Below are 26,208 nucleotides of genomic sequence, written 5' to 3'. Positions count from 1 at the left end.
GTCATTGATCCTTATTGCGCATACCGCTCATACCATCTGTTTGGAATGAATTTTAATGCACCTCCAGTCGCTATAAATTTTGGCTTATTCGCTGGTGTGCAAGTTTGCCCAGCAGGACACGTATCGTTCGGATCTGGTACAACAATAACTCGCTTGTTCGGATCCTCATCGGGACTGCCAACATTCAAAGTTACAATCCCAGAACCAAGGTTATAGACGTACTTTTCACCATCTTTACAAACGCCACCAGGTAAACATATACGTTGAGTAAAAGTATGACCTTTCACGCCAGCACCACAACTAGACGTAGTACCATTGTTTGATGCATCAAATTGAGTGACATATAAACTACCTTGTAAAGCAATCGGTGTAGTCAAACCTTTAATAACGCTAGCACCTGCTGCCGTTGTACCATCAATTTTCTTATTAAAGAGATAATACCATCCACCCCAACCAGCTGTCTTATCAATAGCGGTCGCTGTTGTAGCACCATTAATAAATCTAAGTTTGGTATTTACTGGAGTTGTAGCATTTTCATCTGCTTTGGTACGAGCATCTAAATTAGTACTTGGAAAACGGCCAGCATCCGTACTAGGATAACTATCATAGTCAAAAATTCCATATGCACCATCAAACTGCAAGTTAGTTGGATCTTTCTTTTGAGGTGAGTCACTTGTTGCTAATATAGGTGAACTTTGATTACCAGAAACAAAAGTTACTACAACCGTATTTCCACCAAAGATACTTGTACTGGCTGCACTATTATGTGCCGTAAAGGCTGGTAATGTATAAAAACGCGGACTTGTACCATTATTATCATGCAAGTCTAAGATTTTAATAGTTTGCGTTTTGAATGTATCTTTACCATCATTTTTAAAGTCGATTCTAAAAGCCTGTCCAGCTAAATCTCCAAAATATATATGATCAATAATACCGTCATTATTCCGATCAACACTTCGAATTTGACTAGCTACACTATACTTTAAACTTGGATTATTAGTAGAATCTGCATTCCATAGCAAATCACCCGTATCCGCATCAAACATATATATACCCGCACCAATTCTCTTTTCTGTTCCATCAGCGTTCAGGTTCGTTTCTTGCTTATAGTTATATATCTCATAACCAGCATAACCAGTACGAATACCATTCGATTTTAAACCATCTCCATCATCACCACCAGCATCATACCCCCCTCCCACGATCATAACTAACTTACGTTTACCATTCCAATTTACATAACCAAGTGTAGGTTTCGACCAACTTTGCCCCATTTTGGCTAAAGCATTGTAAGTTACTCCTTCAGGATGATTTTGTGAGTAAACCTTACTTGTTGATGGGTCAATTTGAAATTTAATTTTTGGACTATCAATATTTGTAAGATCAAGAGCATAATAACTACGCCCCCCCATACGCATACCACCATAAACCCATTGTTTACCAATTAAGTCTTCTGTTTTACTTCCTCCAGATACGGTACGAGATGCACCTGCGACAGTTAGAGTTCCATCACTTTTACTAACGTAAACTGTATGCGAAACCCATTCACCATCCATACCATAATATAAGGCATTTTTCCCTGCGGCTAGATTACCACCACCTTGTTTGAAGGTCTCTGATTGCTTTTCAATGATTTCTTTAGGGACAAAAGCAAATTTTTCTATCCCAGTACTAGCATCAACAATCTCTACTAGACCTTGTGTAGTACCAAATAAAACATAATCTTCACGATTAGTCGTATCAATACTAACTTTTCCTGTCGTTGCATCTTTAGAAGCAATTGCTTTGCCTGATTGTGTAATTAAGAGAGGTTTTGAATGATAAACACTACCCATTTGACGCAAACTTGCCGATTGGGTAGATAAATCTAAACCATTCGTATTCGTACCATCCGATATAATATAACCTAGTAGTCCCATTAGGGCTGGCGCATACTTCGTATCTGTTTTCGTTTTATCATCACTAGTATATTTATATGTAATCTGTGATAAATTAAGATTTTGTGAGATTTGACCATTATTAGCGGCCTTAGTCCCATCATAGTTATAATCTGTCAGTAGTTTTCGCCCTGTTTCACCTTGTGCATTTCGACCTAATGTTAAACGATTTAAAACTCCGCCCTTTTTAAACAAAGCTGTGCCATCTGGATAACTAGATTTACTTTCCCAAATATCTGCTAGATCTTGTAGGACACTTTTCTTAACAACAACCGTATTATCATCAGCAACAGACTTACTTGAATAAACCCCATTATTTAATACATAATATTTTTTAAGATTACCAAACCAAATTTGCTGTACATCTTCAGGTTTAACCTTTGGTTCAAACTGTGGAAAATATGCATATGGCTGCACTATAGAGGGGTTCAATTCATCTAATGGTATTGTAGACGAACCTGTACTCATTGATGGAATATCTTTGTTAAGCTGTTTAATAAAAGCATTAATACTATTCACAACATCTTGTGAATTTGATCCAGCAACCCAACCCCCATCACCTAACGTACCCCAAACTTTAGCATCTTCTACATCGTTATTACCTGTACTAGTAAAATCACTACCAAATCCAACCACGACTGTTTTAATCTGTAACCCTACAGGATTCTTAGCAGGATCCAACAATGATTGGGCATATTTACCAATACATGACCATCCATTATTTGATGAGTTAAAATATCCAGTCCTACCAAGTAAACTACTATAAATATTAGTGCGATTACCAAGTGAACTGTTGTTACAATTAAATAAACCCCCTTTCGTTGACAAAGACTGTTTCATCAACTTGTATGCTGTTCCGCTTACACCATCTGTCCCTGTGCCTATACCACCACTCGGATTAGGCTCGCCATCAGTCAGGAAATAAATTCCCTGCCCACTACACTCTTTTTTAGCAGAGTTATCTATCTGACTTTTAATAGAACTTGGCATATCATATATTGCACCATCTTTTGAGGTGCTTATAGAACTACTAAAACCACTATTATTATTATCCGTATCATCTAATGTCATATTATAATTGAAACATGTGGCGGAGTTATTACCTACATTACAAGCTCTACTACTAGTAAAACCTGCAGGTACCGAATAACCCGAGGAAATATAGTTCCCCCAATTCGAACAAGCTTTTGTATTCGTATTCCAACTTTGGCAAGCCCAACCTGTACTAGGATTACCATTAAAACGCGCATAAACAGGAACATTCACTGTGACTTGCGGTAAGGCAGTCGTAGTCCCAAGCAAATATGCAGCTGCATCAGCATAAGCATAAGCAGTTGGAGTGCTACCACTAGCAGATAAACTATTAATCACAGTTACTAAATCATCGCGATGAGTCACATTTTTATATTTTGGAATATTCTCCCAAACATAAGTACAATCACTTCGATTACCATACGTACAACTAATATTTTTGTCCGTTATATATGGTGAAGCTCTACTAAATCCTGTCGGCAATTTAGTACTATCCCCTCCCCATGACAAACAGTTATAATTATCCGGATTCCATGTTTTACATTCATTATAGTATATTGTGTCTACATTCTGACCACTTACGACAGTACGTACAGTATATCTCGTCCACCGTGGTTTAATATAATTTCCATCTTGAACAGAACCTGTAACTGTCCCTAATGCTTTAGCAGGAATTCTAATATATCCCTTAGTCGCACTAAATGTCGCCAACCCTATAATTACTTTATCTTCAATTCTTGGGGTCGTAGACGTACCATTTAATGCATCATTTAAACCTTTTTTGAGGGCACCTATACGATCTTCATTATAAGAATTAGATCCTGCCCCCATACTTCCAGAGGTGTCTAACATCATCATTAAGGTCGTGGTCCCTACACTATCTTCAGGAACTTTGTAAATTTCAATATCACTAGCATAAGTTGATGGTAAGCTTACACACAATAAACTAGTAATCGCAGCTGAAAGTGCAGCAACTTTAAACTTAGACACCACAGAGGTCTGCTGACGTGGTGTCATGTCGCTTCGATTTTGTACATTTTTCATGTTTGACACTCCTCTATGATGCACCTGTTACAGGCTTTAAGGTATATTCCATCTCTTGATTACTGTAAGGCACGTTATTTGTTTTCAAGCAGTCGGATACTGTTTCATTATTTGTTACAGTACTATCAACAAAACTGGTGTAGTTTGATAAACAGGCTTGTATATCACTTGAACTATTACTACTTAAATTAGGGATAATAGATGTAACGTTAACTACTACTTTTTGAATTTTTTGGGTTTTAGACATTTCTGAATCATCCCCTTCAAGCAAATGTTCCCAGTCTTGACTATTGCTAGCAGCCCGGATGCCGACACGAGTCATTACAGCGGAACGTCCACTGATAAAATCAGCTTTTTGATCTACATTACAAAATCCAACTGTTCCAAGTTGAGTATTTTTAATTTGTGATCCTTCCCAATAAACCACACTAGCATTGCGGCTACCAGACAAACTATTCGCATCGCCACCTCGGATACAGAAAACAAGTTCTTTACCCTTATTCTCTGGACGTAAGACATAAGCCAACATTCCATCACCTATTTGCATTTTTGCTAATGTTAATTCATCAGAAGTTTGATTCTCTAAGTTAAAAAACACCGCATCAGATGCTTGCTGTAATAATGCTTGCGCTTGCGTATTCATCGCAATATTTAATGATGTCAAGCTACCACGAATTGCCCATGTCCCTACTAAAGTTAACAGTACAAGCATGATCAAAACGACAATCAAAGTTGCACCGCGCTGCATTGCTAATCTTCTCATTTTGGATTCTCCTGCAAGCCAAAACCATTACGCAATGCTACTGTTTGAGTAACTACCTGACGATTATAAAGATTGTTTTTACTATCCGTTTTGAGTGGTTTATTCACATCAAAAATTTGATATGTTTTATTCGGATCAGCTAAATCATTTTTACCAACACTGTCAGGAGAGCGTACCAATACACCAATTTGAATTGAAACTATTTGTGGTTTTGTAGTAAGTGCCAAATAATTAGGAATACTAATATATCCAAAACGGTCTAACAGGCCGTCCTTACCAGCTTTTGCTGGATTAGTGGTGGCATCTAGTGTATCGGAAGCCACTCCTAGTAAAATGTGCATATGATCAACGCGAGGAATAATAATCTCCCCATCACCATTAAGCCCATCCAATTTAAGTTCATCATCCTTTGTATAGGTAGTGGCTTTACAAGCTAAAACTAGAGGTGTATTTGGATCATTATTATTTTGACTATCAGCACGTAAAAAATAACGCTCAACAACATAAGCATTTACATTTATTTGGTTTCCTTCGCAATCAAATGAATTACCAATAGTATTCCGATATTGAATTACCAATTGATCACTTTTTTCGTCTTGTAAATTAGATAAACCTATATTCCCTTGCGTCATTAAATTATTAGCAGCAGTCCCACCTGTAATTGTAAAAGTATTCACGCTACTTAAATTTGCCTTACTTAATACAATCCCCCCATGCAAAATAGTCGGATCTATCACTGGTTTTACTGCATTTAGATTGGCTAGCCGAATATCCCTCAACATGTACTCAAAACCGAAACTAGCGCTATTTTGCAAATTAGCAGCACTTTGCTGAATAGCCATACCTCTCTGCCCTGTTATATAAAGTTGAATTGCTGCTGCTGTAATTAATAAGCCTAAAATAATAGCGATCATTAATTCAATCAGGGTAAAGCCTGACTGATTCCTATAATAGTCATTTCTAGTTTGAATAAATAAATAATCATTGGCTGCTTTCACTAGAATGTCTCCATGACCAAACATTGAGCATCTGGCTTATAAATACCATTAAGCATACAAGTAGAAAGATCATCTTTAGTAATGACCGTTTTCCCCCATGCAATATAGATACAGGTGCGACTACTGCCATCACATTGCTTCATTATTATGGTTTGTCCAGCATTATTAGCTTTTGTTAAAATCTGAGTCGCATCATATTTAGCCATCTTTGCAACATCGCATGCAGGTTGATAAGCTGTTGATGTACCAAAACAATCTGTTTCTGTCTGTTTATTATTGATTGAAGAAATATAATCATTAATACCTAATCGATTTATTCGCATACGATCAGTTAAATCTCTTGCTGTGGTCATTGCTGTTGTACGATCCATTGCTTCTGCTGTTGCTTGCAAAGCACGAAGTTGTAAAGCAGAAAATCCAAGTACACCTATTGCCAAAATAAATAAGGCAACCAAAATCTCTACCATTCCTATACCATGCTGTTGCTTAATCATGAGCAGCCCCCTGATTTATCCTCAATTTTTTGAATTACTCCCGTTTTAGAGATACTGATTTGTTTGGATGAGCTCAATTTTTGGCTACATACAGTAAAAACTAAAGGAACAGGCTGTTTTATTTTTTTAGGATTAGTGATAGGGTCTTCTGGTTGGCTAGGATTAAAAGAAGGATTATTAATTTCTTTTTGTCTTATAGTAACTAACCCTATAGGTTGAAAAACAACGTCTGTTGTATCACTTGTTAATTTAATATCATCATATTTTGATATCCAAAAAAAGTTAGTGGCATCACTTGTGCCATCGCTAAACTTTACGGTTACCTCTTTTCGTAACACCGCAGATTGAGCCCTTGCCTGCCCAAAAATATAGGCTAAATCTTTCGCTGTAGTATTTAAACGCTGCTTAGCGATTAAATCACTTAGGGGCGGTATCGTCATTACTGCTACAACTGCCAATATGGCAATCGTTACCGCCATCTCTATTAAGGTGAATCCTCGATTGTTCCCCATCGCTTTACACCTAATCATCCAAATTCCCTTACTCTATATTAAATCTTATTTTTACAGAACCAATACAAAGCAGATAAACTCCATAAAAAAACGGATAGGCTGCACCCTATCCGTTTCAAGTTCACATTTTTCTATAAAAATTAGGCTTGTATCACCTGAATACGTAGCTCTTTAGGTAAGCTAAATGTAATGTTCTCTTCTCGTCCATCCAACTCTTTAGGAGGGGTTGCCCCCCAATCTTGTAACCGTTGAATCACTTGTTTAATCAGTATCTCTGGGGCTGATGCACCTGCAGTCACACCAATTTTACTTTCCTGCTTAAACCATTCTTTTTCAAGCTGATCAGCATTATCCACGAGATAAGCAGATTTACCCATCCGCTCTGCCAATTCACGTAAGCGATTTGAATTCGATGAATTCGGAGAACCTACTACCAACACTACATCACATTGTTCCGCCAAATCACGTACTGCATCTTGACGATTTTGAGTGGCATAACAGATATCATCTTTCCTCGGACCTTGGATCTTAGGAAATTTTGTTCTTAAGGCATCGATGACCTTAGCCGTATCATCAATCGAAAGCGTCGTTTGAGTGACAAATGCAACTTTATGAGGATGTTCAACCACCAAAGCTGCAACATCTTCTTCATCTTCAACCAAATAAATCTTTCCACCACCAGATTTATCATATTGCCCCATTGTACCTTCGACCTCAGGATGCCCCTCATGCCCAATTAAGATTGCTTCAGTTCCTTCTCTGGCATATTTCGTGACCTCAATATGCACCTTAGTTACTAGAGGGCAAGTCGCGTCAAAGACTTTTAGACCACGGCGATCTGCTTCTTGTTGTACTGCTTTAGACACGCCATGCGCACTAAAGATTACAATCGAATCATCAGGCACTTGGTCAAGCTCATCTACAAAAACCGCACCACGCTGACGCAGATCATCAACAACAAACTTGTTATGTACCACTTCATGACGTACATAAATTGGCGGATTAAAACATTCTAGTGCCCGATTAACGATTGCTATAGCACGGTCAACACCAGCACAAAAGCCTCGTGGATTGGCCAACACAATTTCCATAACATCCTCTCTTATCACCTGAATATTTATGCCAAACTATTTCGTTTAATGGCACGCTACACTACAATAGCCAAGATATTTTATCATATCAGGAAAAATATCATGTCGGGTCTATTGTTTGTCGTTTCTGCGGCATCAGGAACAGGCAAAACATCTCTCGTTAAAGCCCTACTCGATCGAGTCAGCAATCTACATGTTTCTGTCTCACATACGACACGCGGTCAACGCCCTGGTGAACTAGATGGTGTTCACTATCATTTTACTGATACTGAAACTTTTTTAGCTCAAGTAGAACAAGGTGGTTTTATTGAGTATGCAGAAGTATTTGGTAATTACTACGGCACATCTCAAGCCAAAGTCAAAGAACAATTACAACAAGGTCATGATGTGTTACTCGAAATTGACTGGCAGGGTGCTGATCAAGTTCGTCGACTTTTTCCTGAATCAAAACAAATTTTTATCTTACCGCCAACTCAATATGATTTAAGACAACGATTATCTAATCGCGGAACAGATTCAGTTGAAGTAATTGAACATCGTTTAAGTTGTGCTGTAGAAGATATGCGTCATTTCGCAAATTTCGATTACATCATCATCAATGATGATTTCAATAAAGCTGTTCATGATTTAGAAGCAATTATTACAGCAAATCGTTTAGTTACCTTACAGCAAAGTGCTCGTCACCAGCAATTAATTGAAAAGTTAATCACCCTTAATCGCGAATAACTTGAGTCTTATTTAAAAGCCTTTTATACTACTTAGTCTTTTCAAATGTAATGTTCAAACGAGACAACTTATGGCACGTGTAACCGTTGAAGATTGTTTAGACCACGTAGATAACCGTTTTGAGTTAGTACTGGTAGCGAGTAAACGTGCACGCCAATTAGCACGTCAAGGTATGGAACCAACTGTAGAATGGGATAATGATAAACCAACAGTCGTTTCATTACGCGAAATTGCGGCAGGTCATGTCACTAAAGAAATTTTAAAACAACGCGATCAAGATTATCAGACTTCAAATCTTGATATGGTGTTGTCTACAAACTCATTAAATTTAGAAGGCTTCTCTTTCTAAATTGGATTTGCTTTGTCTAAAAGCCCATTGTGAATACACTGGGCTTTTTTGTTTGTTGAAAATTTCAGCGCTATATTGGTAAAAACAATATATTTCATTGAAAAAATTTACGAGTTTTTCTAATGAACAAATTGACAAGTTCCACAATATGCTTTTCATTAGAAGCTAATCTTATCTATTCCTGAATTCATGTTATAAAAGGTGTTTTATGCCAGGCGAAGAGGTCAGCCAAGCCAAGCAACAACTCAAGGTCATTATTGAAGCCTATCTCAAAGATAGTGATATTCAGAGTGTACTTGCTGCCTGTGATTTTGCTGATTTAGCACATAGTGGTATTACACGAAAAAGTGGTGAGCCCTACGTTCTTCATCCTATTGCTGTGAGTTGCATTCTGGCGCATATGCGTTTAGATGCCGACACGCTTATGGCAGCTTTATTACACGATGTCATTGAAGATACTGAATTTACTAAAGATGAGATTGGTGAAAAATTTGGATCTGTCGTTGCTGAACTTGTTGATGGTGTCACCAAACTCAGCCATTCAAGTGATAAAGAATATAATAAGGCAGCATCATTCCGCAAAATTCTACAAGCCACCTTACAAGATCCGCGTGTCATTATTATTAAACTCGCTGATCGCTATCATAATATGACGACTTTAGGCGCATTACGTCCAGATAAACGAGCACGTATCGCGCAAGAAACCTTTGATATTTTCGTACCCATGGCACGTCTTGTCGGTATGAATGAAATGGCCGATAACCTAGAACACTTATGTTATCAAAATCTTGACTTAGATATGTTTAATGATGTGCAAACCGCACTCTTAGAAACCAAACCCAAACGTTGTGAATACCAAGCGGTATGGGAACAAAAATTATCAGATTTGCTTAAAAAATATAATCTACAAGGGCGTATTAAGAAGAAAAATAATAACATCGAATTACTACGTCATTTTGTAAAAAATGAAATTGATTTAAATGAATTAAGCCATAGCCATGCTTTTGAAATTATTCTGCAAAGTATTGCTGATTGCGACCGTCTAGTTGAAGCACTCAAAGATAATTTTCAAGTCTTACAATATCACGATCATATTCGCCGCCCTTTACCAGGTGGCAATCAATCATTAATGATTAAGCTAAAAGGTGAAAAAACCACATTATCTTTGACGATCCAAACCGAATTAATGCGTAAAGCTGCTCGTTTTGGTGTAGTACTCGGAGAAAATGCACCTCAAGCATGCCGTTCGGCAATTCAAGCTTCGATGCAGAACCTAAATACGCTCATAGATAGTGATTGTGCAAAAACCACTTTTAGCGATTTACTTGATTATTTACATCAGGAAAAAATTTGGGTCTATACGCCGCATGGTCAATTACACGAGCTTCCTCAAGGCGCCACTGTCGTTGATTTCGCCTACTCAGCTAGCCTATTTTTAGGCAATCATGCTGTTGGCGCAAAAGTGGATAGTGAAATCCGCCCTCTTTCAACTCCATTACATAGCGGACAAGTAGTTGAAATTATCACAGACGTATTAGCAACACCGAATCCAGATTGGCTCAGTTTTATTAATACTCAAAAAGCACGTCGTGCATTACAGAATCTACTAAGAGAACAAGATATTGATGAGCAACGTCTTGTAGGTCAACAAGCACTTAACCGCGCTTTAAAACTATTTCATCGCTCTATAGATGACCTTTCAGCAGAAGACTGGATTAGTGTACTTGAATGGCGACATTTAGCTAATAAAGATACGCTATTTGAACAAATCGCAGTTGGGGATTTATTACCTCAATTGGTTGCCAATCATTTATTTGCTCAAGATTACCACTCTCAGCATCATGAAACTTCCGATCGCTTGATTTTAGGGACTGAGGGTGTTGATGTAAAATATGCACACTGTTGTAATCCTGTGCTTGGAGATCCAATTCAAGGACATTTATCTCGACGTGGTTTAATCGTACATCGTTCACGCTGCCGTAATTTACTGCATGAACAACACCTCCATCCTGAAAACATTATGCCTTTACACTGGCAATCAGAAGAAATTGATGATGTTCGCTTTAGTGCATTCTTATGTATTCATATGACGATGAGTGACGAACAAATTTCTGACCTGATTTATCAATGCCGAAAGGCCAAAACAGGCGTAGAAATGGTCTATTCACAAGAACAGAAAACCTATGTGAATATAGTCGTGAGTAATCGAAATCAAATTGCCCAAATTATTCGTGATTTACGCATGCATTTTGGCTTCCCAAGAATTGAGCGCTTAAATATGCCAACCGCTCAACCAGAGGTTGAAAAAGTCAGTTAATCGTTTAATACACGATGTTCGCCCAGAATTAAAATTGAAAGATTCCTTATTATTAAAGCTAATGAATCATTTGCAAACAATTGCGACTAAACAGTATTCGACCGTTTCCGAGCCAAACTTTTGTGTTAAAGTCACATTGTTTAAGATAGAAACAATGACATAGGAGAGCTTAATGTCACGTCAAGTTATTCATACTGAACACGCCCCTGCTGCTATCGGAACATATTCTCAAGCAATTCTTGTTGGCGATACGCTCTATCTTTCAGGTCAAATTGGCTTAGACCCATACAGTATGGAACTTGTAGAAGGTATTGAGGCTCAGATTCGTCGTGTATTCGATAATCTAAAAGCAGTATGTGCAGCCGCAGGTGGCAGCTTAGCAGATATCGCTAAATTGAATATCTTCCTTACAGATCTTTCTCACTTCCAATTGGTGAATCAAATTATGGGCGAATATTTTGCTCAGCCATATCCAGCTCGTGCAGCATTAGGTGTAGCAAGCCTACCTAAAAGCGCATTAGTCGAAATGGATGGTATTGTTATTATTCCAACACAGAATTAAATACAATATTTATCAAATAGATAAAATAAAGAAAAAATACTACCGATCAGGTGGTATTTTTTTATTCAAATTCTCAATAAGAATATATTCACTCTAAGAATGAAATTCATTGACAAACGATAATAATTATCAATAATATCAATTATCGCATTAATATTTGTGGATCACTCCCATGTATGTCTGTTTATGCCGTGGAATCACAGATCAAGATATCAAAGACGCTGTTGCAAACGGTGCTGAAAGTTATCGTGAAATTCGTGATTTACTCGACTTAGGCACTTGCTGTGGTCGTTGTGCACCTGAAGCACGTTCAATTATTAGCGATGAATTAGCAGAAATTGCCGCCCGTATTTCTGTTGCTGCCTGATTCCGCCAAATTTATAATATCTACATCTTTAACTTTCGGTTTACGACTCCGCCGCTTCTTGTAGAACTTTAACCATTCCTCCGATAAGCGGTTTTTTTAATAAATCATAGCTACCGATTTAACTTCAAACCCTCTTCGTATTTTGATTGTGATTTTCATTTGCCGTTCTATAATTTACTCGCCATATCACGATTTGTTGATTAAAATCATATAAATTGCCTTAGCAACTAGGGCATCACGTGGTGTTTATGGAGTAAGTGCAATGAAAGGCAATCGAGACGTGATTAATCAACTGAATCAGGTGCTTTATCACCATTTAACTGCAATTAACCAATATTTTTTACACTCTCGTATGTTTAATGACTGGGGAATTGAAAAACTTGGTTCTGCTGAATATAAAGAATCAATTCGTCAAATGAAACACGCTGATAAGGTCATTGAACGGATCTTATTCTTAGAAGGCCTACCTAATTTACAGCATCTAGGTAAGTTATATATTGGGCAACATACCATCGAAGTCCTCAATTGCGACATTCGTAAAGTAAAAGAAAACATTGAAGCGATTAAACAAGCTGTTGAACTTGCTGAAGCACAACAAGACTACGTTACACGTGATTTAGTTCAGGAAATTTTAGAGAAAGAAGAAGAATATTGGGATTGGCTCGACACGCAACTTGATTTAGTTGAAAATATTGGCATCGAAAACTATATCCAAAGCCAAATTTAAAGCATGCCATCTACTTTATCCCTTAAAAGATAAAGTAGATGAATTTTACAAGTTTATTTATTATTTAATTCCATAATTTCTGCCAAGCTTATTTTTTGCTTATACAATTGTTGCAAAACAAATAATTGTTGCTCCGCTTCATCAAGCTTATGATTATAAACAAGTAATTGTGCATATTTTTTTAAATTATAAGGTGTAGCCTTATTTTCAACCATTTCGCCAATTACGCTAAGATCTGAATCGGACATCAATGTCTGAGGCTTTAAAGCAATCCAATCTAATCGTTGTTGAAATTGAGTGAGTATCAATATTTTAGAACTACCCAATATCTCTTCTGAAGCTGTTTTTTGCTTAAAAACCAATTGACTATTATCTTGGAACAGTTTGTAATCTCGCCAAATCAACAGTAAAACAATCAGAGAAATGAGCCATACACAACGAATAATATTCCGATGTAAGCTAACACCGTTTAAATTTGGCGTTTGGGCTTGAATCAACCCCAACAAAAAGCCGATTGGCAATAAAAAGTAAGCATAACGCTGCGGAAACTCCAACATTGCATGAATCAAAATTGCACTGACCATTAATATTGCTACAATCGAAATAGTATCTTTTGCATTTTTACTTAACCAAAACAACCAAATCGCAAAGTAAGCAATAATTAAAAAGCCTAATGGCAAACCATTCCAAACCAACAGATCTAACAGGATATTATGTGCGCTATTAAACCAAACTTGTACGGTATTAAAATGGATACTTTCCACAACCGCGACACTTGTTTGATTCCAGCCATAACCAAACCACGGACGCTCACCTATGGCATGTATAATTTGCATCCACATCCCAAGACGCTCATGCCCTGAACCTGCACGTTCTGCTAGTGATGCTGTATGGGTTACCGCCTCTCCAACACTTATCGTCATGAATTGTGCGATAATAGGCAATAAATAGCCCGCAATTAAAAAATACGTAGCAGCCCAACCCAATAACTTAATAAAATTAAGCCTTGGTTTATTCTTATATTGCTTAATCACCCAATAGATACAAATAAAAATACAGACTAGCCAAGAAGTCCGTGATTGCGTTAAGCAAATCGCAAATAAGATAGATAAGCTTGATGGAATAAGTAGCCACAAAGATGCTTTATGCTTTTCATATAAGAACAACGCACCCATTAAACCTACAATCAAAAATGTAGCTAAATTATTAGGTTGACCAAAATTCGCATATGGTCGGCTTCCTTTGAGTTGAATAATCCAACTAAAATTTGACTCTAGATTCAACCATTGAACAATCGCAATCAAACTACTTATAAAAGCAACGCTTAGTACTACATAACTCGCCCCTTGCATAGAGCGTTGACGATTTTCAGATGTAGAGGACAGGTTATATCCACCTATCATCATCAACCAGAACATAAAAACATATGAAAAACTTAGCAATGCCACACTAAAATCTGGAACGAGTTCAAATAGCCATTGAAATATAGGAATCAAAAGCAAAGGCAACATCAAAAGTTGTGGTTTAGGAATTTTAATATTTTGTTTGAGCAGAACACCTAGTAACGCCAACGCAGCTCCGAAGCTTGCCAACTCACTAGAAAATGTCACCCAGGGATAGGTATGAAATGGTGACAGCCAAGCAAAACTAAATAAGGCAGCTGACAAAATTAGGCTCAGGAAAAACATATTTTGCTCAAAGGAAAAGCTATCTAGAGATTATATGATGAGTCTAACATTCATGCTAATTTCACATGTATTCAATTTGAATTTTAATTTAAAATGACACAACAAAAAAAATAGGATATATTTATCAGTATCTTATGTAAAATGAAGATAAATATAGCATTTTTATGAATAAAAGCTACCTGAGTCACATTGATATATTAAGGGCAATAGCCGTTTTACTGGTGATTTTACACCATCTTAAAGTTCCTTACTTTAATGGAGGATTTATTGGTGTAGATATATTTCTAGTCATATCAGGATATCTCATAACAAAAAATATAAAATATGAAAAATTAACAACCCAGCACTTTTCACTTAAATCATTTTACAGCAGACGCATTTCTCGCTTAGCACCATCATTTTTCTTGGTTGTTTTCACCGTAATAATTGTTTTCTCTCTCATTCTAACACCTACGGAATTGAATGAGTTGTTTAAAACTGCACTTTCAGCAATTACACTAAATTCAAATATTTATTACTCGATTTTATTAGGAAATTATTTCAAAATTAATGCTGAAACCACTCCATTACTTCACTTATGGTCTTTAAGTCTAGAAGAACAGTTCTATTTAATCTGACCACTCACATTAATAGCATTGCTTAAATTTAAAAATAAAACTATATTAATATTATTAACAATTACAATTTTAGTATCAATTTTAATTTCACATATTTACGCAGTTAAAGACCCCATTAAAGCATACTATCTATTAACTTCTCGCCTTTTTGAATTTCTACTTGGTGCTTGTATTAATTTCCACAAACCACATATAGTATTAAAAAAATATTCAACTCCAATAGCATCTATTGCAATCATATTACTTTTTATTACAAATGTCTTTATTAATAATGAATCCATATTTCCATCATACAATGCAGCAGTTATATGTATACTTTCTGCCATATATATTACTTATGGTACAGAAGTAAAATATAAAATCCTACAACCATTTGAATATATAGGAAAAATATCCTACCCGATGTACTTGTGGCATTGGCCAATTATTTCATATTTTACAATTTTATCCTTAAATTTAGATACAAACCAAAAAATTATAATTTTCCTACTAACAATAATGCTTTCTATACTTAGCTATGAATTAATTGAAAAGAAAATTAAAAATATTTTTAAAAATAACAATATAATAATTGTTTTTTTATTCATTTTTCCATCTATAATAATTATTGGCATATACCAATACAGAAATTACCAATTAAAGGATAGTAAAAGCACCACCACTTCTGAAACATCAATTAAATGCATAGATAATAATAATCACCCAATTGAAAGTTGTTATTTTGGAGAAATAAAAAAAACAAATATAGATATCCTCTTAGTTGGTGATAGTCATTCAAATTCTCAGTCAGGAATGATTGATATATTTGCCAAAGATGCGAATATGAAAGGTTATGAAATAACATATTCTTCCACAGCATATCTAATAAATTTAGATAGATATACAATAAACAATAAAACAAAAGAAATCAAAAAAGAGGATAATTTTTATAATATAAACAAATTTATAGAAAAACATATTTATAACAATAATTTTAAATATGTGGTTATGGGCGGATATTTTCCACATAATTGGGAAAGAAGTATTTATTCAAAAAAAAATAATAATTTTATCGACAAATCAAAGTCAAAAGAATTTTTTTATTGGGGGCTAAAAAAAACCATTTTATCTATTATACAATCTGGAGCCAAACCAATTATCATTAATGACAATCCAATTTTGATGGATGTTGACGTAAATTGCCATCTTCGATCATTCAAAAAAAGCTGTAATTTCCCTCGGATCAAGCATGACAGTGATTTTACTGAATGGCAAAGAATGCTAATCGAACTGCAAAAGTCATTCCCATCACTTATTGTAATTGATTTTACAGATATCATTTGCAATAAAGAGGAATGCTTTTCATCACTGCAAAATACTTCTTTATATCGAGATCAACAGCATCTAACCTATGAAGGTTCAAGTATTTTAGGTAAAATTTACCTTCAAAAGCATACCAATCCTTTTTTGCAAGGTCATAACAATTGAAAAAAAAAATTTTATTTATTACACGCAATTTACCTCCTCTTATTGGAGGTATGGAACGCTTAAATTGGCATATAATAGATGAATTATCTACGGATCATGATGTTCTGCTGATTAGCCATCTTGATGCAAGAAAAATTGTACCAGCAAAAGTCTCATTTTACGGAGTAAAATTAAATCCATTATTTTTTTTCCTTATATTAGCTTTTATCAAAACTTTTTGGATCTGCTTAACACAACGTCCAGACATTTTATTTGCTGGTAGTGGCTTAACAGCCCCAATTACTGTTTTTTGGGCTAAGATTTTCCGTAAGAAAAGTTTAGTCTACATCCATGGATTAGATATAGGGACGGACAACCCAATCTATAATTTAATTTGGGTTCCTTCAATTAGAATGGCTGATAAAATAATTGCGAATAGCACCCCAACATCTAATATTTGTGTGCAAAAAGGAGTCCATCAAGATAAACTAGAAATTATTTTTCCAGGAGTAAGTTTCCCTGCCCCTAACAAAAATCAAAATCTTATAAATATTTTAAAAGCACAGTTTCAACTGGAAGATAAAAAAATTCTAATCTCTGTTGGTCGCCTAACAACACGTAAGGGTATTCTTGAATTTATAGAAAATAGCCTTTCAACAATTATTCAATCTTGTCCAAATACAATATTAGTGATTATTGGTGATACTCCATCTCAATCATTAAATAAAAACCTACAAAGCAAAGAGTCGATCCTTATCGCAGCAAAAAAATATAATATTCAGAATAATATACTTTTCACTGGCAATATCTCTGATGATGAGCTACTTTCTTCTTGGTATTATCTAGCAGATATTCATATTTTTCCTGTTAAAAATATTCCCAATGATCCTGAAGGTTTTGGGATGGTTGCTATTGAAGCAGCAGCACACGGTATACCAACAATCGCTTTTGCTACAGGAGGAATTGTGGATGCTGTTAAACATACAGAGACAGGATATTTAATTAAAAATCAGAGTTATTCTATGTTTAATAAATTTACAATACAGCTTTTGCAAAATGAACTTGTATTAAACGAAAGGCTATGCAAGAACTATGCTGAACAATTTTCTTGGTATAATTTAAAAAGTAAATTACAGTCTTTAATGGATAATTTATGACAACTAGCAAACCAGCTATATGGTTCCCTGCAATAAGAACACATACTGGTACAGATGTTTTTACAGAACGATTAGTAGAAGGATTAAATAAACAAGGAATAAAAGCAGAAATAACTTGGTTACCATTACGAGCTGAATATCTACCTTGGACTGTACCCATTCCATCTCCCCCAAAATGGGCAACCATAGTACATGTAAATACTTGGTTACATACTCGATTTTTACCTAAACAATTACCTGTAATTGCGACCTTACACCATGCTATTCACGATCCTGAATTACATCCACGCAAGGGCATGTTAAGAGCAGCTTATCACAGGTATTGGATAGCACCGAATGAACGACGCGTAATGCAACTAGCAAATCATGTTACTGCTGTAAGCCAATTTGTGGCAAAAATGGCACAACAGACCTTGTGTAATGTTCCAATACAAGTAATTTATAACAGCATTGATACAGATAAATATAAACCTAGTCACTACCATAAAAAATCTAATGAACAATTTCAATTACTTTATGTGGGAGCATGGCGTAATTTAAAAGGTGTAGACTTATTATTCCCCATAATAAGCAAATTAGGTGATAATTTTAAGCTCCAATATACAGGTGGTGAAGCAGAAAAAAAAGATAGCATATATATGCCACCGAATACACATGATTTAGGAAGGTTGACTCATGAACAAGTAATTAAAGCAATGCAAAATGCTGATGCTCTTTTATTTCCATCAAGAAGTGAAGGATTCGGATTAGTTGTTATTGAAGCAATGGCCTGTGGTTTACCTGTTGTTATTACCAATGGTTCAGCATTAACTGAACTAATAAATCATGGTGTGACAGGTCTTTTATGTGAAAAAGATAATATTCAGGATTTCGTCGAAACGATTCAATATTTAAAACGAAACCCCAAAAAATGTATAGAGATAGGAAAAATGGCGAGAGAAATGGCTATTCAAAGATTTAATACCGATAATATGTTGAAAGAATATATCAATATATATAATCTAATCGTTAGAACCTAATAAACATTCTTTTAGTTAACTTTAGTATAAACAATATATATTGAACCCATTTATTTTTTTCAGTAAGGAGCTGAACACGAAATGCCTCTGTACATGTTCCAATAGCATCATATGAGCTTACGCCCTCAACTCCAAACTCTCCAACCAAACAATCTATATATTTTACGTTCACTCCACTTTGACAACATTTTTTGATAAATAATTGATCTGCAGCGATTGGAAACTTTCTTGAATAATAACCATATTGATGATGTAATTCTTTCCGAATCAATAACCCTAAAGCATGTGCAGAAACCCAATGAAATTGTCCCACCCACCAAGACGGTTTATTACTTGGCTTTGATATATATTGCCCTATCTTGATTTGTGCAGTTACCATATCTACTCTTCCTTCAAGTGCATTCTTATAATCCTTCACAGCATTTGAATAAAATATATCATCTGCACCAGCAACTAGATAATACTCTCCCTCACAAGCCTTAATCCCTTTATTCAGTGCATCGTAGATTCCAAAATCAGCTTCTGAGATTATTTTTATATTTAAGTCAACAATCTTTTTTAAAGTTTCTAAAGTACTATCTGTAGATAATCCATCCACTACAACCCATTCAAAATTTTGATCCGTTTGCATCCTTAGACTTTCAATTAAATGATGAATACAATCTTCTGCATTATAAATGGCTGTAATAATACTAATTTTCCCATCAAAATCTTCTGCTTTGATCATTCACTAAGCACGCCCATATTGATCTTTGAAGCGTATAATATCATCTTCACTAAGATAACTACCTGACTGAATTTCTATTAATTCTAAGGGAATACAACCTGGGTTCTCCAAACTATGCATTGTACCTAAAGGAATAAATGTTGATTCATTTTCAGTCACATAATACTGTTTCTCACCATTTATTACTTTTGCTGTACCTTTAACCACAACCCAATGCTCTGCTCGATGATGATGTAATTGTAACGATAACTTTGCTTTAGGATTCACTGTAATCCGTTTAACTTGATAGCGTTCTCCAACATCAATACAATCATATTTTCCCCAAGGTCTAACTACTTCTTTATGTTGTAATAATTCTATTCTTTGTTGCTGTTTTAATTGTGCAACAATACTTTTTATTTCTTGTGATTTATCCTGATGTGCAATAAGAACAGCATCTTTGGTTTCAACCACAATGAGATTTTCCACCCCTAAGACTGTCACTAAACGAGAAGATGCATAAATATAATTACTTTGACTTTGTTCAGTAAGAACATCTCCAAATATTACATTTTGTTGTTCATCTTTTTGATTAGACTGCCATAATGATGACCATGAACCTAAATCATTCCACCCTACATCAAGCCCAACTACAACACCTTGTGTAGTATGCTCCATAATCGCATAGTCAATTGAGTCTTCTGGGCATTGTTGAAACTCATTTAAACCGATCCGAATAAAGTCTAAATCTTTAGTTTTATATTGCCATGCATTTAAACAATTTTGATAAATATTAATTCGATATTTTTTTAATTCTTGCAGAAAAATTTGTGTTTGAAACATAAACATTCCACTATTCCACAAATAATTTTGACTTGATACATAATATTCTGCGGTATGAATATCTGGTTTTTCTACAAATTTATCTAGTTTATATATTTTTTTATTTATTATTTGTTCACCTAGTTGAATATAACCATAACCTATATTGGGTTCAGTCGGTTTTACACCAAAGATTACTAATTTCTCTAATTGTGCTTGCGATTCAGCAAGCAGAATACTGTTCTGAAAACTAGTGATATCGGCAATATAATGATCTGCGGATAATATTAGTAATGTAATATTTTGCTCGGGATATAATTCTTGTGCTCTTAAAGCCGCTAGAGTAATTGCTGGTGCAGTATTCTTTGCACAAGGCTCTAAAATAATAGAAGCTTGCTCAATATTAATTTGGCGTAATTGTTCCGCAACAACAAAACGATGATCTTCATTACATACCACAATCGGTGCTAACGTTTTTTGTGACAAATTTTCCAAACGTTTTAATGTTAATTGCAACATGGTGTACTTTTCATCAACCAAATGCAAAAATTGTTTAGGATAAGATTGTCGAGACAGTGGCCACAATCTTGTACCAGAACCACCCGCTAAAATCACAGGTACAATCATAATCCTATCCTTGAACTATATACTTCTTAGCTGTCCTTGATGATTAAGATACCATAAATAGGTTTGTTTTAATCCCTGTTTTAAGGAAATTCGATGTTTCCAACCTAGTTGATGCAAACGTGAAACATCTAATACTTTTCGGGGGGTACCATCTGGTTTTTGGTGATTAAAGATTAATTCCCCATAATATCCAATAACTTCGCAAATCAGCTGTGCAAGTGTCTGTATTGTCACTTCTTCACCTGTACCAATATTTAAATGTGATTGCATTGTTTCGGTCACATTTTGATATTGCGTTAAAGATGTATTCATCACATGTACACAGGCGGCTGCCATATCATCAACATAAAGAAATTCCCTCTTTGCTTGCCCAGTTCCCCAAATTTCAACCTGTTTTTGCTTGGTAATTTTAGCAATGTGAATACGTTGTATTAAGGCTGGAATCACATGACTATTTTGATCGTGAAAGTTATCATTTACACCATATAAATTGGTTGGCATAACACTACGATAGTCACGTTCGTACTGACGATTATAACTTTCACACAATTTAATCCCTGCAATCTTGGCAATGGCATAAGGTTCATTGCTCGCTTCCAAGTATCCTGTTAATAATGCTTCTTCTTTAATGGGTTGTTCTGCAAATTTTGGATAAATACAGGATGAGCCTAAAAATAATAGTTTTTGTACATTTGTCTGATGTGCTGCCTGAATAATATTATTTTGTATCATTAAATTCTGATAAATAAACTCGGCTGGATAATGCTGATTAGCATAAATTCCACCGACTTTGGCAGCAGCTAAATAAATCTGATCAAATTGTTGCTGTTTAAAAAAATCTAATACTGCATTTTGCTGACTTAAATCTAAAGTTTCCCGACATGCTGTAACAAGTTCATTATTTGTATCTTGCTGTAATACACGCACAAGTGCAGAGCCAACCATCCCCTGATGCCCTGCAATAAATATTTTCTGTGCTTTGGCTTGACTCATCTATCCGCTTCCCACGGTAAAAAGACTTCATGTCCAGATTGTTTTAATAAAGCATTACGTTGGGCTAGCTTTAAATCTTCCTGTACCATTTCCTTACACATCTCTTGCACAGTAATTTCAGGAATCCAGCCTAATTTTTCTTTAGCTTTTTGTGGTTCACCTAATAATGTTTCTACTTCAGTAGGTCTAAAATAACGAGCATCCACTCGTACAATAATATCCCCAACTTTTAACCCTGTGGCAATATTACCTATTATTTGTTCAACCACTGCTATTTCATCTACCCCTTCACCTTCAAATCGTAAATAAATACCTAATTCTTGTGCAGACCATTGAATGAATTGGCGAACTGAAAACTGTTGTCCAGTAGCAATTACAAAATCTTCAGGCTGTTCTTGTTGCAACATTAACCATTGCATCCGAACATAATCTTTAGCATGCCCCCAATCTCGCAAAGCATTTAAATTACCAAGATATAAGCATTTTTCTAAACCTAAAGCGATATATGCTAACCCTCGAGTAATTTTGCGAGTCACAAAAGTTTCACCACGACGAGGAGATTCATGGTTAAACAGAATGCCATTACAAGCATATATTCCATAGGCTTCACGATAATTAATCGTAATCCAATAGGCATATAATTTTGCAACTGCATAAGGTGACCGAGGATAAAATGGTGTTGTTTCTGTTTGTGGTGTTTCTTGTACTAGACCATATAATTCAGAAGTAGATGCTTGATAAAATTTAGTTTTTTTCTCTAGGCCTAAAAACCGAATCGCCTCAAGTAAACGTAATGTTCCTAAGGCATCCACATCTGCGGTGTATTCAGGAGATTCAAAACTTACTGCTACATGCGATTGTGCAGCTAAGTTATAGACTTCATCAGGTTGTACTTGCTGCAAAATACGGGTTAGATTTGATGAATCAGTTAAATCACCATAATGTAGAATTAGACGTTTTCCATCTATATGTGGGTCTTGGTACAAATGGTCAATCCGCTGTGTATTAAACAATGATGAACGACGTTTAATCCCATGAACTTCATAACCTTTTTCTAACAGAAATTCGGCTAGATATGAACCATCTTGTCCTGTAATACCTGTAATCAGTGCTTTTCTTCTCATACCTTCCTTACCTACCTTCCATTCATATGGTCACAGAACTATTTATCCCTTAACACATGCTTGTTCTATAACATTTAAAATAAATTCGCCACAGCGTCGCTGTCGTTCATGTCCAACGTGCATTAGATGCTGAACGCTTGGGCGTAATAACTGCTTATCACCTCGTTGATGTAAGGCTTGTGCAAGTGAAATATGATTACCTGCCTCAAAAAAACAAACCTCTCCACAATCAATTTCTAAATTAACAGGAATATTTGAAACGATTACAGGTACACCTAGTGCAATTGCATCATAACACGCCCCACCACCAGGTCCGCCCTCAAATAAAGTCGGTTGTACTATCGCCAATGACTGCTTTAATAGCGAAATTTGCTCAATTTTTGGAATATGCCCCAATATTCTGACATATTGTTCAATCTCAAGTAGCTTAATTAAGTCTTGTAACTCTCTAAAATAATTTGGAAACCGATAGTCGTTAGTTTCACCTGTGCAAACTAAGATTGCATTTCCCCTATTTTGAAGATATTGTGCAAATGCTTTGAACGCTGTCACATGGTCTTTATGTTTCCAGAATTGGTTGCTTATCATAAAATATGGCTTATTTATGTGATATTTCTCGCGACAATCTAATTCACTAGTCAGCCAATTTAATTGGGGATGTGGACTGAATGGTAAAACATGAATATTGGCTTTATGATCCGCATAAAAGCACTCGATATCTTGTTGTACAGCTCTTGCATTCACTATCAAATGATCTGCATTATCTAACATATATTTGAAATTTCTGTTTCTACCTTTAATTTCTTGTTTTGAAAAAAATTGTGGAAAATGTCGGTGTTGAAAGTCAGGCAAATAGCCAATCCAAGGTAATGAAAAATTTTTGTTTGGTGGAACAAGGCAGGGTAAAACTATATCTGAATCAAGTCGTATGGTAGTATTTAATTGATCAGTATAATTAGAGCCACTTTGCAAGATTTCAAACTCAGGTGATAAATCAGAAAACATATTTTGATAATATGCATCCGATAATTTGGGTTTGGTTTTCCAATCAGGAAACTCACCATTGGCGATTTGGTTTAATGCTTGTTTGAATGGGTAAATAGAATGCCTGATTTTCAACTTATAATCATTTTTTGGAATGATCAAATTCTTATGAATGTGATCGTTAGATGCAGCACACGCAATTGAAGATGAAATAAAACGAATAAAATCAATCCCCCCTCCCCAATTTGCAAAACCATGAGTTAATATACTAATTTTCATTTTACTCTCTTTGCAGGTATCCCTATATAAGTTCCTGTGACTGAGATATCTTTAGTTACAACAGCCCCAGCACCTATTATTGTATTATTAGCGATAGATATTTCTTCAAGAATCACTGCACCTGTACCACAAAAGACACTATGTCCAATATTCACATTTCCTGAAATATGACAACCTGGCGAAAGTGTAGAGAATGAGGCTATTTTAACGTCGTGCCCTATTGTGCAATCGATGTTAATGTGTACGAAATCATCGATTATTATATCTGTTGTAATAATATTGCCTGCACAAATAATAGCACCTTGTCCAATCTTTATTGCACCATCGTTGTCCATAATTACTGAAGGATCTACAAGAGATGGAAAGTTAACATTGTTATTCCAATTCAACACCTTATTGAAAATTACTTTTCTAATCTCTGGTGAACCAATGGCAATATAAGCAATGAGATCTACTTTTTTGAATTTATTAAAAAATACTGATTCGTGTATAACTTTAATATCTTTCAATAAATGGGATGATATTATTTCATCATCTGAAACAATAAAGTATTCAATATCATCGAAAGGTTGTTGTTTTGCTTGTTGTTGGCGTTTATACAACCAGTAAATTTCTTTGGCAAAACCTGAAGCACCGAAAAAAACTTTCATGGTTTATCCTGAAAATATTGGTGAATGGTATGAATGACTAAATCTTGTTGCTGAATAGTCATGGTAGGCCAACTCGGTAAATTAATACCTCTTTTAGCCAAATCTTCTGCTATGGGGTAATGATATGGCTGATTACTGTACATAGGCATCGTGTGAATAGGGTGAAATAGTGGGCGAGTTTCTATTCCATTGTTAGCTAGATAAGTTCTTAGCTTATCACGATCTTGAGTATCATTGGTCAGAATGGAAACCATCCAGTAGGTATGTAATCCGTCCAAAAAATCATGATGAACTTCTATCGGGCATTCAGATAAATATTGGCGATATCGTGTGGCAATCTCTCGTTTTCTATAGATAAAATCATCGGCTTGTTCTATTTGAGCTAAACCAATTGCAGCGCAAATATTAGTCATTCTATAGTTATAGCCAATAACATCATGCCAATATTCTCGATTTTTGGCTAACCCCTGACCTTTGTAATGCATAACCTTTTCAGCTAAGGATGATGAGTTAGTTACAACCATTCCACCTTCGCCTGTGGTAATAGTTTTATTACCAAAAAAACTGAAGGTTGCTATATCTCCAATACTACCTACAACATTTTCTTTATATTTAGATCCAAAAGCTTCAGCACAATCTTCTATTACATATAAGTTATGCTCTGAAGCAATTTGCATAATTGCATCCATATCACACGGATGTCCATATAAATGAACCACCATGATTGCTCTTGTACGAGGTGTAATTTTTTTAATTATATCATTTGGGTCCATCTGCCATGTATCATATAAAGAATCAACAAATATAGGGTGTGCACCTGTATAAGAAATTGCATTCACAGATGCAATATATGTCAAACTTGGAACAATCACTTCATCTTCTGAAGAAATTCCCAAGGCAATAAGAGCTAGGTGAAGAGCGACTGTTCCATTACTCACCGTGATTGCATGATTAACACCAATTTTTTTTGAAAATTCTTGCTCAAACCGATTAATATATTCTCCTTTTGAAGAAATCCAAGTAGAATCCAAACAATCTATAACATATTCCTTTTCACGCCCAGAAAGCGAAGGTTGATATACTGGTATCTTAGTCATGCCATTCCTAATATTACTATAAACTTAATGTCCTATCACACTTTCCCTATGAGCGATGATCACCATCATAAAAAACCACA

23 protein-coding genes and 1 pseudogene are annotated in these 26,208 nt (G+C 35.4%); 10 read left to right on the top strand and 14 right to left on the bottom strand.

Features of this window, described 5'->3' with window-relative positions:
* Positions 1 to 11: 11 nt before the first annotated feature.
* The 6 genes from ACN19N_RS01565 to ispH form a co-directional block, all read right to left on the bottom strand.
* On the bottom strand, positions 12 to 4,013 hold the full coding sequence (locus ACN19N_RS01565) for a hypothetical protein (protein WP_420001839.1): 4,002 nt from the start codon (positions 4,011 to 4,013) through the stop codon (positions 12 to 14).
* Positions 4,014 to 4,026: 13 nt separating this feature from the next.
* Positions 4,027 to 4,776 carry a pilus assembly PilX family protein gene (locus ACN19N_RS01560; protein ID WP_269229461.1) on the bottom strand — a complete coding sequence of 250 codons (750 nt, stop codon included), beginning with the start codon at positions 4,774 to 4,776 and terminating at the stop codon, positions 4,027 to 4,029.
* On the bottom strand, positions 4,773 to 5,774 hold the full coding sequence (locus ACN19N_RS01555) for a PilW family protein (RefSeq protein WP_269229460.1): 1,002 nt from the start codon (positions 5,772 to 5,774) through the stop codon (positions 4,773 to 4,775). The genes ACN19N_RS01560 and ACN19N_RS01555 overlap by 4 nt, the downstream gene beginning before the upstream one ends.
* Positions 5,774 to 6,268 (bottom strand): type IV pilus modification protein PilV, encoded by a 495-nt coding sequence (gene pilV / locus ACN19N_RS01550; RefSeq protein WP_269229459.1) that lies wholly within the window; start codon positions 6,266 to 6,268, stop codon positions 5,774 to 5,776. The genes ACN19N_RS01555 and pilV overlap by 1 nt, the downstream gene beginning before the upstream one ends.
* Positions 6,265 to 6,780, bottom strand: a complete 516-nt coding sequence (locus ACN19N_RS01545; RefSeq protein WP_241306567.1) for a pilus assembly FimT family protein — start codon at positions 6,778 to 6,780, stop codon at positions 6,265 to 6,267. The genes pilV and ACN19N_RS01545 overlap by 4 nt, the downstream gene beginning before the upstream one ends.
* Before the next feature lie 140 nt (positions 6,781 to 6,920).
* Positions 6,921 to 7,871, bottom strand: a complete 951-nt coding sequence (gene ispH / locus ACN19N_RS01540; protein ID WP_269229458.1) for a 4-hydroxy-3-methylbut-2-enyl diphosphate reductase — start codon at positions 7,869 to 7,871, stop codon at positions 6,921 to 6,923.
* A gap of 102 nt (positions 7,872 to 7,973) precedes the next feature.
* Here ispH and gmk point away from each other — a divergent pair, with 102 nt between their 5' ends.
* From gmk to bfr, 6 genes are all read left to right on the top strand, one after another.
* The gene (gmk, locus tag ACN19N_RS01535; RefSeq protein WP_004660188.1) at positions 7,974 to 8,597 is read left to right on the top strand and encodes a guanylate kinase; all 624 of its coding nucleotides are present in this window, start codon (positions 7,974 to 7,976) and stop codon (positions 8,595 to 8,597) included.
* Positions 8,598 to 8,667: 70 nt separating this feature from the next.
* Complete coding sequence (gene rpoZ / locus ACN19N_RS01530; protein ID WP_004660187.1) at positions 8,668 to 8,946, top strand: DNA-directed RNA polymerase subunit omega; 279 nt, start codon at positions 8,668 to 8,670, stop codon at positions 8,944 to 8,946.
* 208 nt (positions 8,947 to 9,154) lie between these two features.
* The gene (locus ACN19N_RS01525; protein ID WP_269229457.1) at positions 9,155 to 11,263 is read left to right on the top strand and encodes a RelA/SpoT family protein; all 2,109 of its coding nucleotides are present in this window, start codon (positions 9,155 to 9,157) and stop codon (positions 11,261 to 11,263) included.
* 172 nt (positions 11,264 to 11,435) lie between these two features.
* Positions 11,436 to 11,825 carry a RidA family protein gene (locus tag ACN19N_RS01520; RefSeq protein WP_269229456.1) on the top strand — a complete coding sequence of 130 codons (390 nt, stop codon included), beginning with the start codon at positions 11,436 to 11,438 and terminating at the stop codon, positions 11,823 to 11,825.
* A 172-nt stretch (positions 11,826 to 11,997) separates the two neighbouring features.
* Positions 11,998 to 12,192, top strand: coding sequence for a bacterioferritin-associated ferredoxin (locus ACN19N_RS01515; RefSeq protein WP_004660183.1), 195 nt, complete (start codon positions 11,998 to 12,000; stop codon positions 12,190 to 12,192).
* A gap of 262 nt (positions 12,193 to 12,454) precedes the next feature.
* Positions 12,455 to 12,919, top strand: a complete 465-nt coding sequence (gene bfr / locus ACN19N_RS01510; protein WP_269229455.1) for a heteropolymeric bacterioferritin subunit Bfr — start codon at positions 12,455 to 12,457, stop codon at positions 12,917 to 12,919.
* A 53-nt stretch (positions 12,920 to 12,972) separates the two neighbouring features.
* On the opposite strand, the gene ACN19N_RS01505 is transcribed toward bfr, so the two are convergent.
* Positions 12,973 to 14,607, bottom strand: coding sequence for a Wzy polymerase domain-containing protein (locus ACN19N_RS01505; protein ID WP_420001838.1), 1,635 nt, complete (start codon positions 14,605 to 14,607; stop codon positions 12,973 to 12,975).
* A 164-nt stretch (positions 14,608 to 14,771) separates the two neighbouring features.
* Between ACN19N_RS01505 and ACN19N_RS01500 the strand changes: the two are divergent.
* From ACN19N_RS01500 to ACN19N_RS01485, 4 genes and pseudogenes are all read left to right on the top strand, one after another.
* Positions 14,772 to 15,674: pseudogene (locus ACN19N_RS01500) on the top strand (acyltransferase family protein); the annotation flags it as partial.
* 48 nt (positions 15,675 to 15,722) lie between these two features.
* The gene (locus tag ACN19N_RS01495) at positions 15,723 to 16,691 is read left to right on the top strand and encodes an SGNH hydrolase domain-containing protein (RefSeq protein WP_420002345.1); all 969 of its coding nucleotides are present in this window, start codon (positions 15,723 to 15,725) and stop codon (positions 16,689 to 16,691) included.
* Positions 16,688 to 17,827: a glycosyltransferase family 4 protein gene (locus ACN19N_RS01490; RefSeq protein WP_420001837.1), complete on the top strand. Its 1,140-nt coding sequence runs from the start codon at positions 16,688 to 16,690 to the stop codon at positions 17,825 to 17,827. Before ACN19N_RS01495 ends, ACN19N_RS01490 begins: the two co-directional genes overlap by 4 nt.
* Entirely contained in the window at positions 17,824 to 18,846 is a 1,023-nt protein-coding gene (locus ACN19N_RS01485) for a glycosyltransferase family 4 protein (protein ID WP_420001836.1), read from the top strand. Before ACN19N_RS01490 ends, ACN19N_RS01485 begins: the two co-directional genes overlap by 4 nt.
* On the opposite strand, the gene ACN19N_RS01480 is transcribed toward ACN19N_RS01485, so the two are convergent.
* The 7 genes from ACN19N_RS01480 to ACN19N_RS01450 are packed head-to-tail and all read right to left on the bottom strand — an operon-like array spanning position 18,836 to position 26,128.
* The gene (locus ACN19N_RS01480; RefSeq protein WP_269238629.1) at positions 18,836 to 19,573 is read right to left on the bottom strand and encodes a glycosyltransferase; all 738 of its coding nucleotides are present in this window, start codon (positions 19,571 to 19,573) and stop codon (positions 18,836 to 18,838) included. The genes ACN19N_RS01485 and ACN19N_RS01480 overlap by 11 nt on opposite strands.
* Positions 19,574 to 19,576: 3 nt before the next feature.
* The gene (locus ACN19N_RS01475) at positions 19,577 to 21,001 is read right to left on the bottom strand and encodes a mannose-1-phosphate guanylyltransferase/mannose-6-phosphate isomerase (RefSeq protein WP_420001835.1); all 1,425 of its coding nucleotides are present in this window, start codon (positions 20,999 to 21,001) and stop codon (positions 19,577 to 19,579) included.
* 15 nt (positions 21,002 to 21,016) lie between these two features.
* Positions 21,017 to 21,994: a GDP-L-fucose synthase gene (gene fcl, locus ACN19N_RS01470; protein ID WP_269238631.1), complete on the bottom strand. Its 978-nt coding sequence runs from the start codon at positions 21,992 to 21,994 to the stop codon at positions 21,017 to 21,019.
* Positions 21,991 to 23,118 (bottom strand): GDP-mannose 4,6-dehydratase, encoded by a 1,128-nt coding sequence (gmd, locus tag ACN19N_RS01465; RefSeq protein ID WP_420001834.1) that lies wholly within the window; start codon positions 23,116 to 23,118, stop codon positions 21,991 to 21,993. The genes fcl and gmd overlap by 4 nt, the downstream gene beginning before the upstream one ends.
* Positions 23,119 to 23,160: 42 nt before the next feature.
* Entirely contained in the window at positions 23,161 to 24,381 is a 1,221-nt protein-coding gene (locus ACN19N_RS01460; protein ID WP_420001833.1) for a glycosyltransferase family 4 protein, read from the bottom strand.
* A complete protein-coding gene (locus ACN19N_RS01455) occupies positions 24,378 to 25,031 on the bottom strand; it encodes a NeuD/PglB/VioB family sugar acetyltransferase (RefSeq protein WP_420001832.1) in 654 nt (217 codons plus the stop codon). The genes ACN19N_RS01460 and ACN19N_RS01455 overlap by 4 nt, the downstream gene beginning before the upstream one ends.
* On the bottom strand, positions 25,028 to 26,128 hold the full coding sequence (locus ACN19N_RS01450) for a DegT/DnrJ/EryC1/StrS family aminotransferase (protein WP_420001831.1): 1,101 nt from the start codon (positions 26,126 to 26,128) through the stop codon (positions 25,028 to 25,030). Before ACN19N_RS01450 ends, ACN19N_RS01455 begins: the two co-directional genes overlap by 4 nt.
* Positions 26,129 to 26,208: the final 80 nt, after the last annotated feature.

It is taken from the genome of Acinetobacter sp. LF10 (genome assembly GCF_048585715.1).
Lineage (GTDB): Bacteria > Pseudomonadota > Gammaproteobacteria > Pseudomonadales > Moraxellaceae > Acinetobacter.
This window is presented reverse-complemented; position numbering and strand designations above follow the sequence as displayed.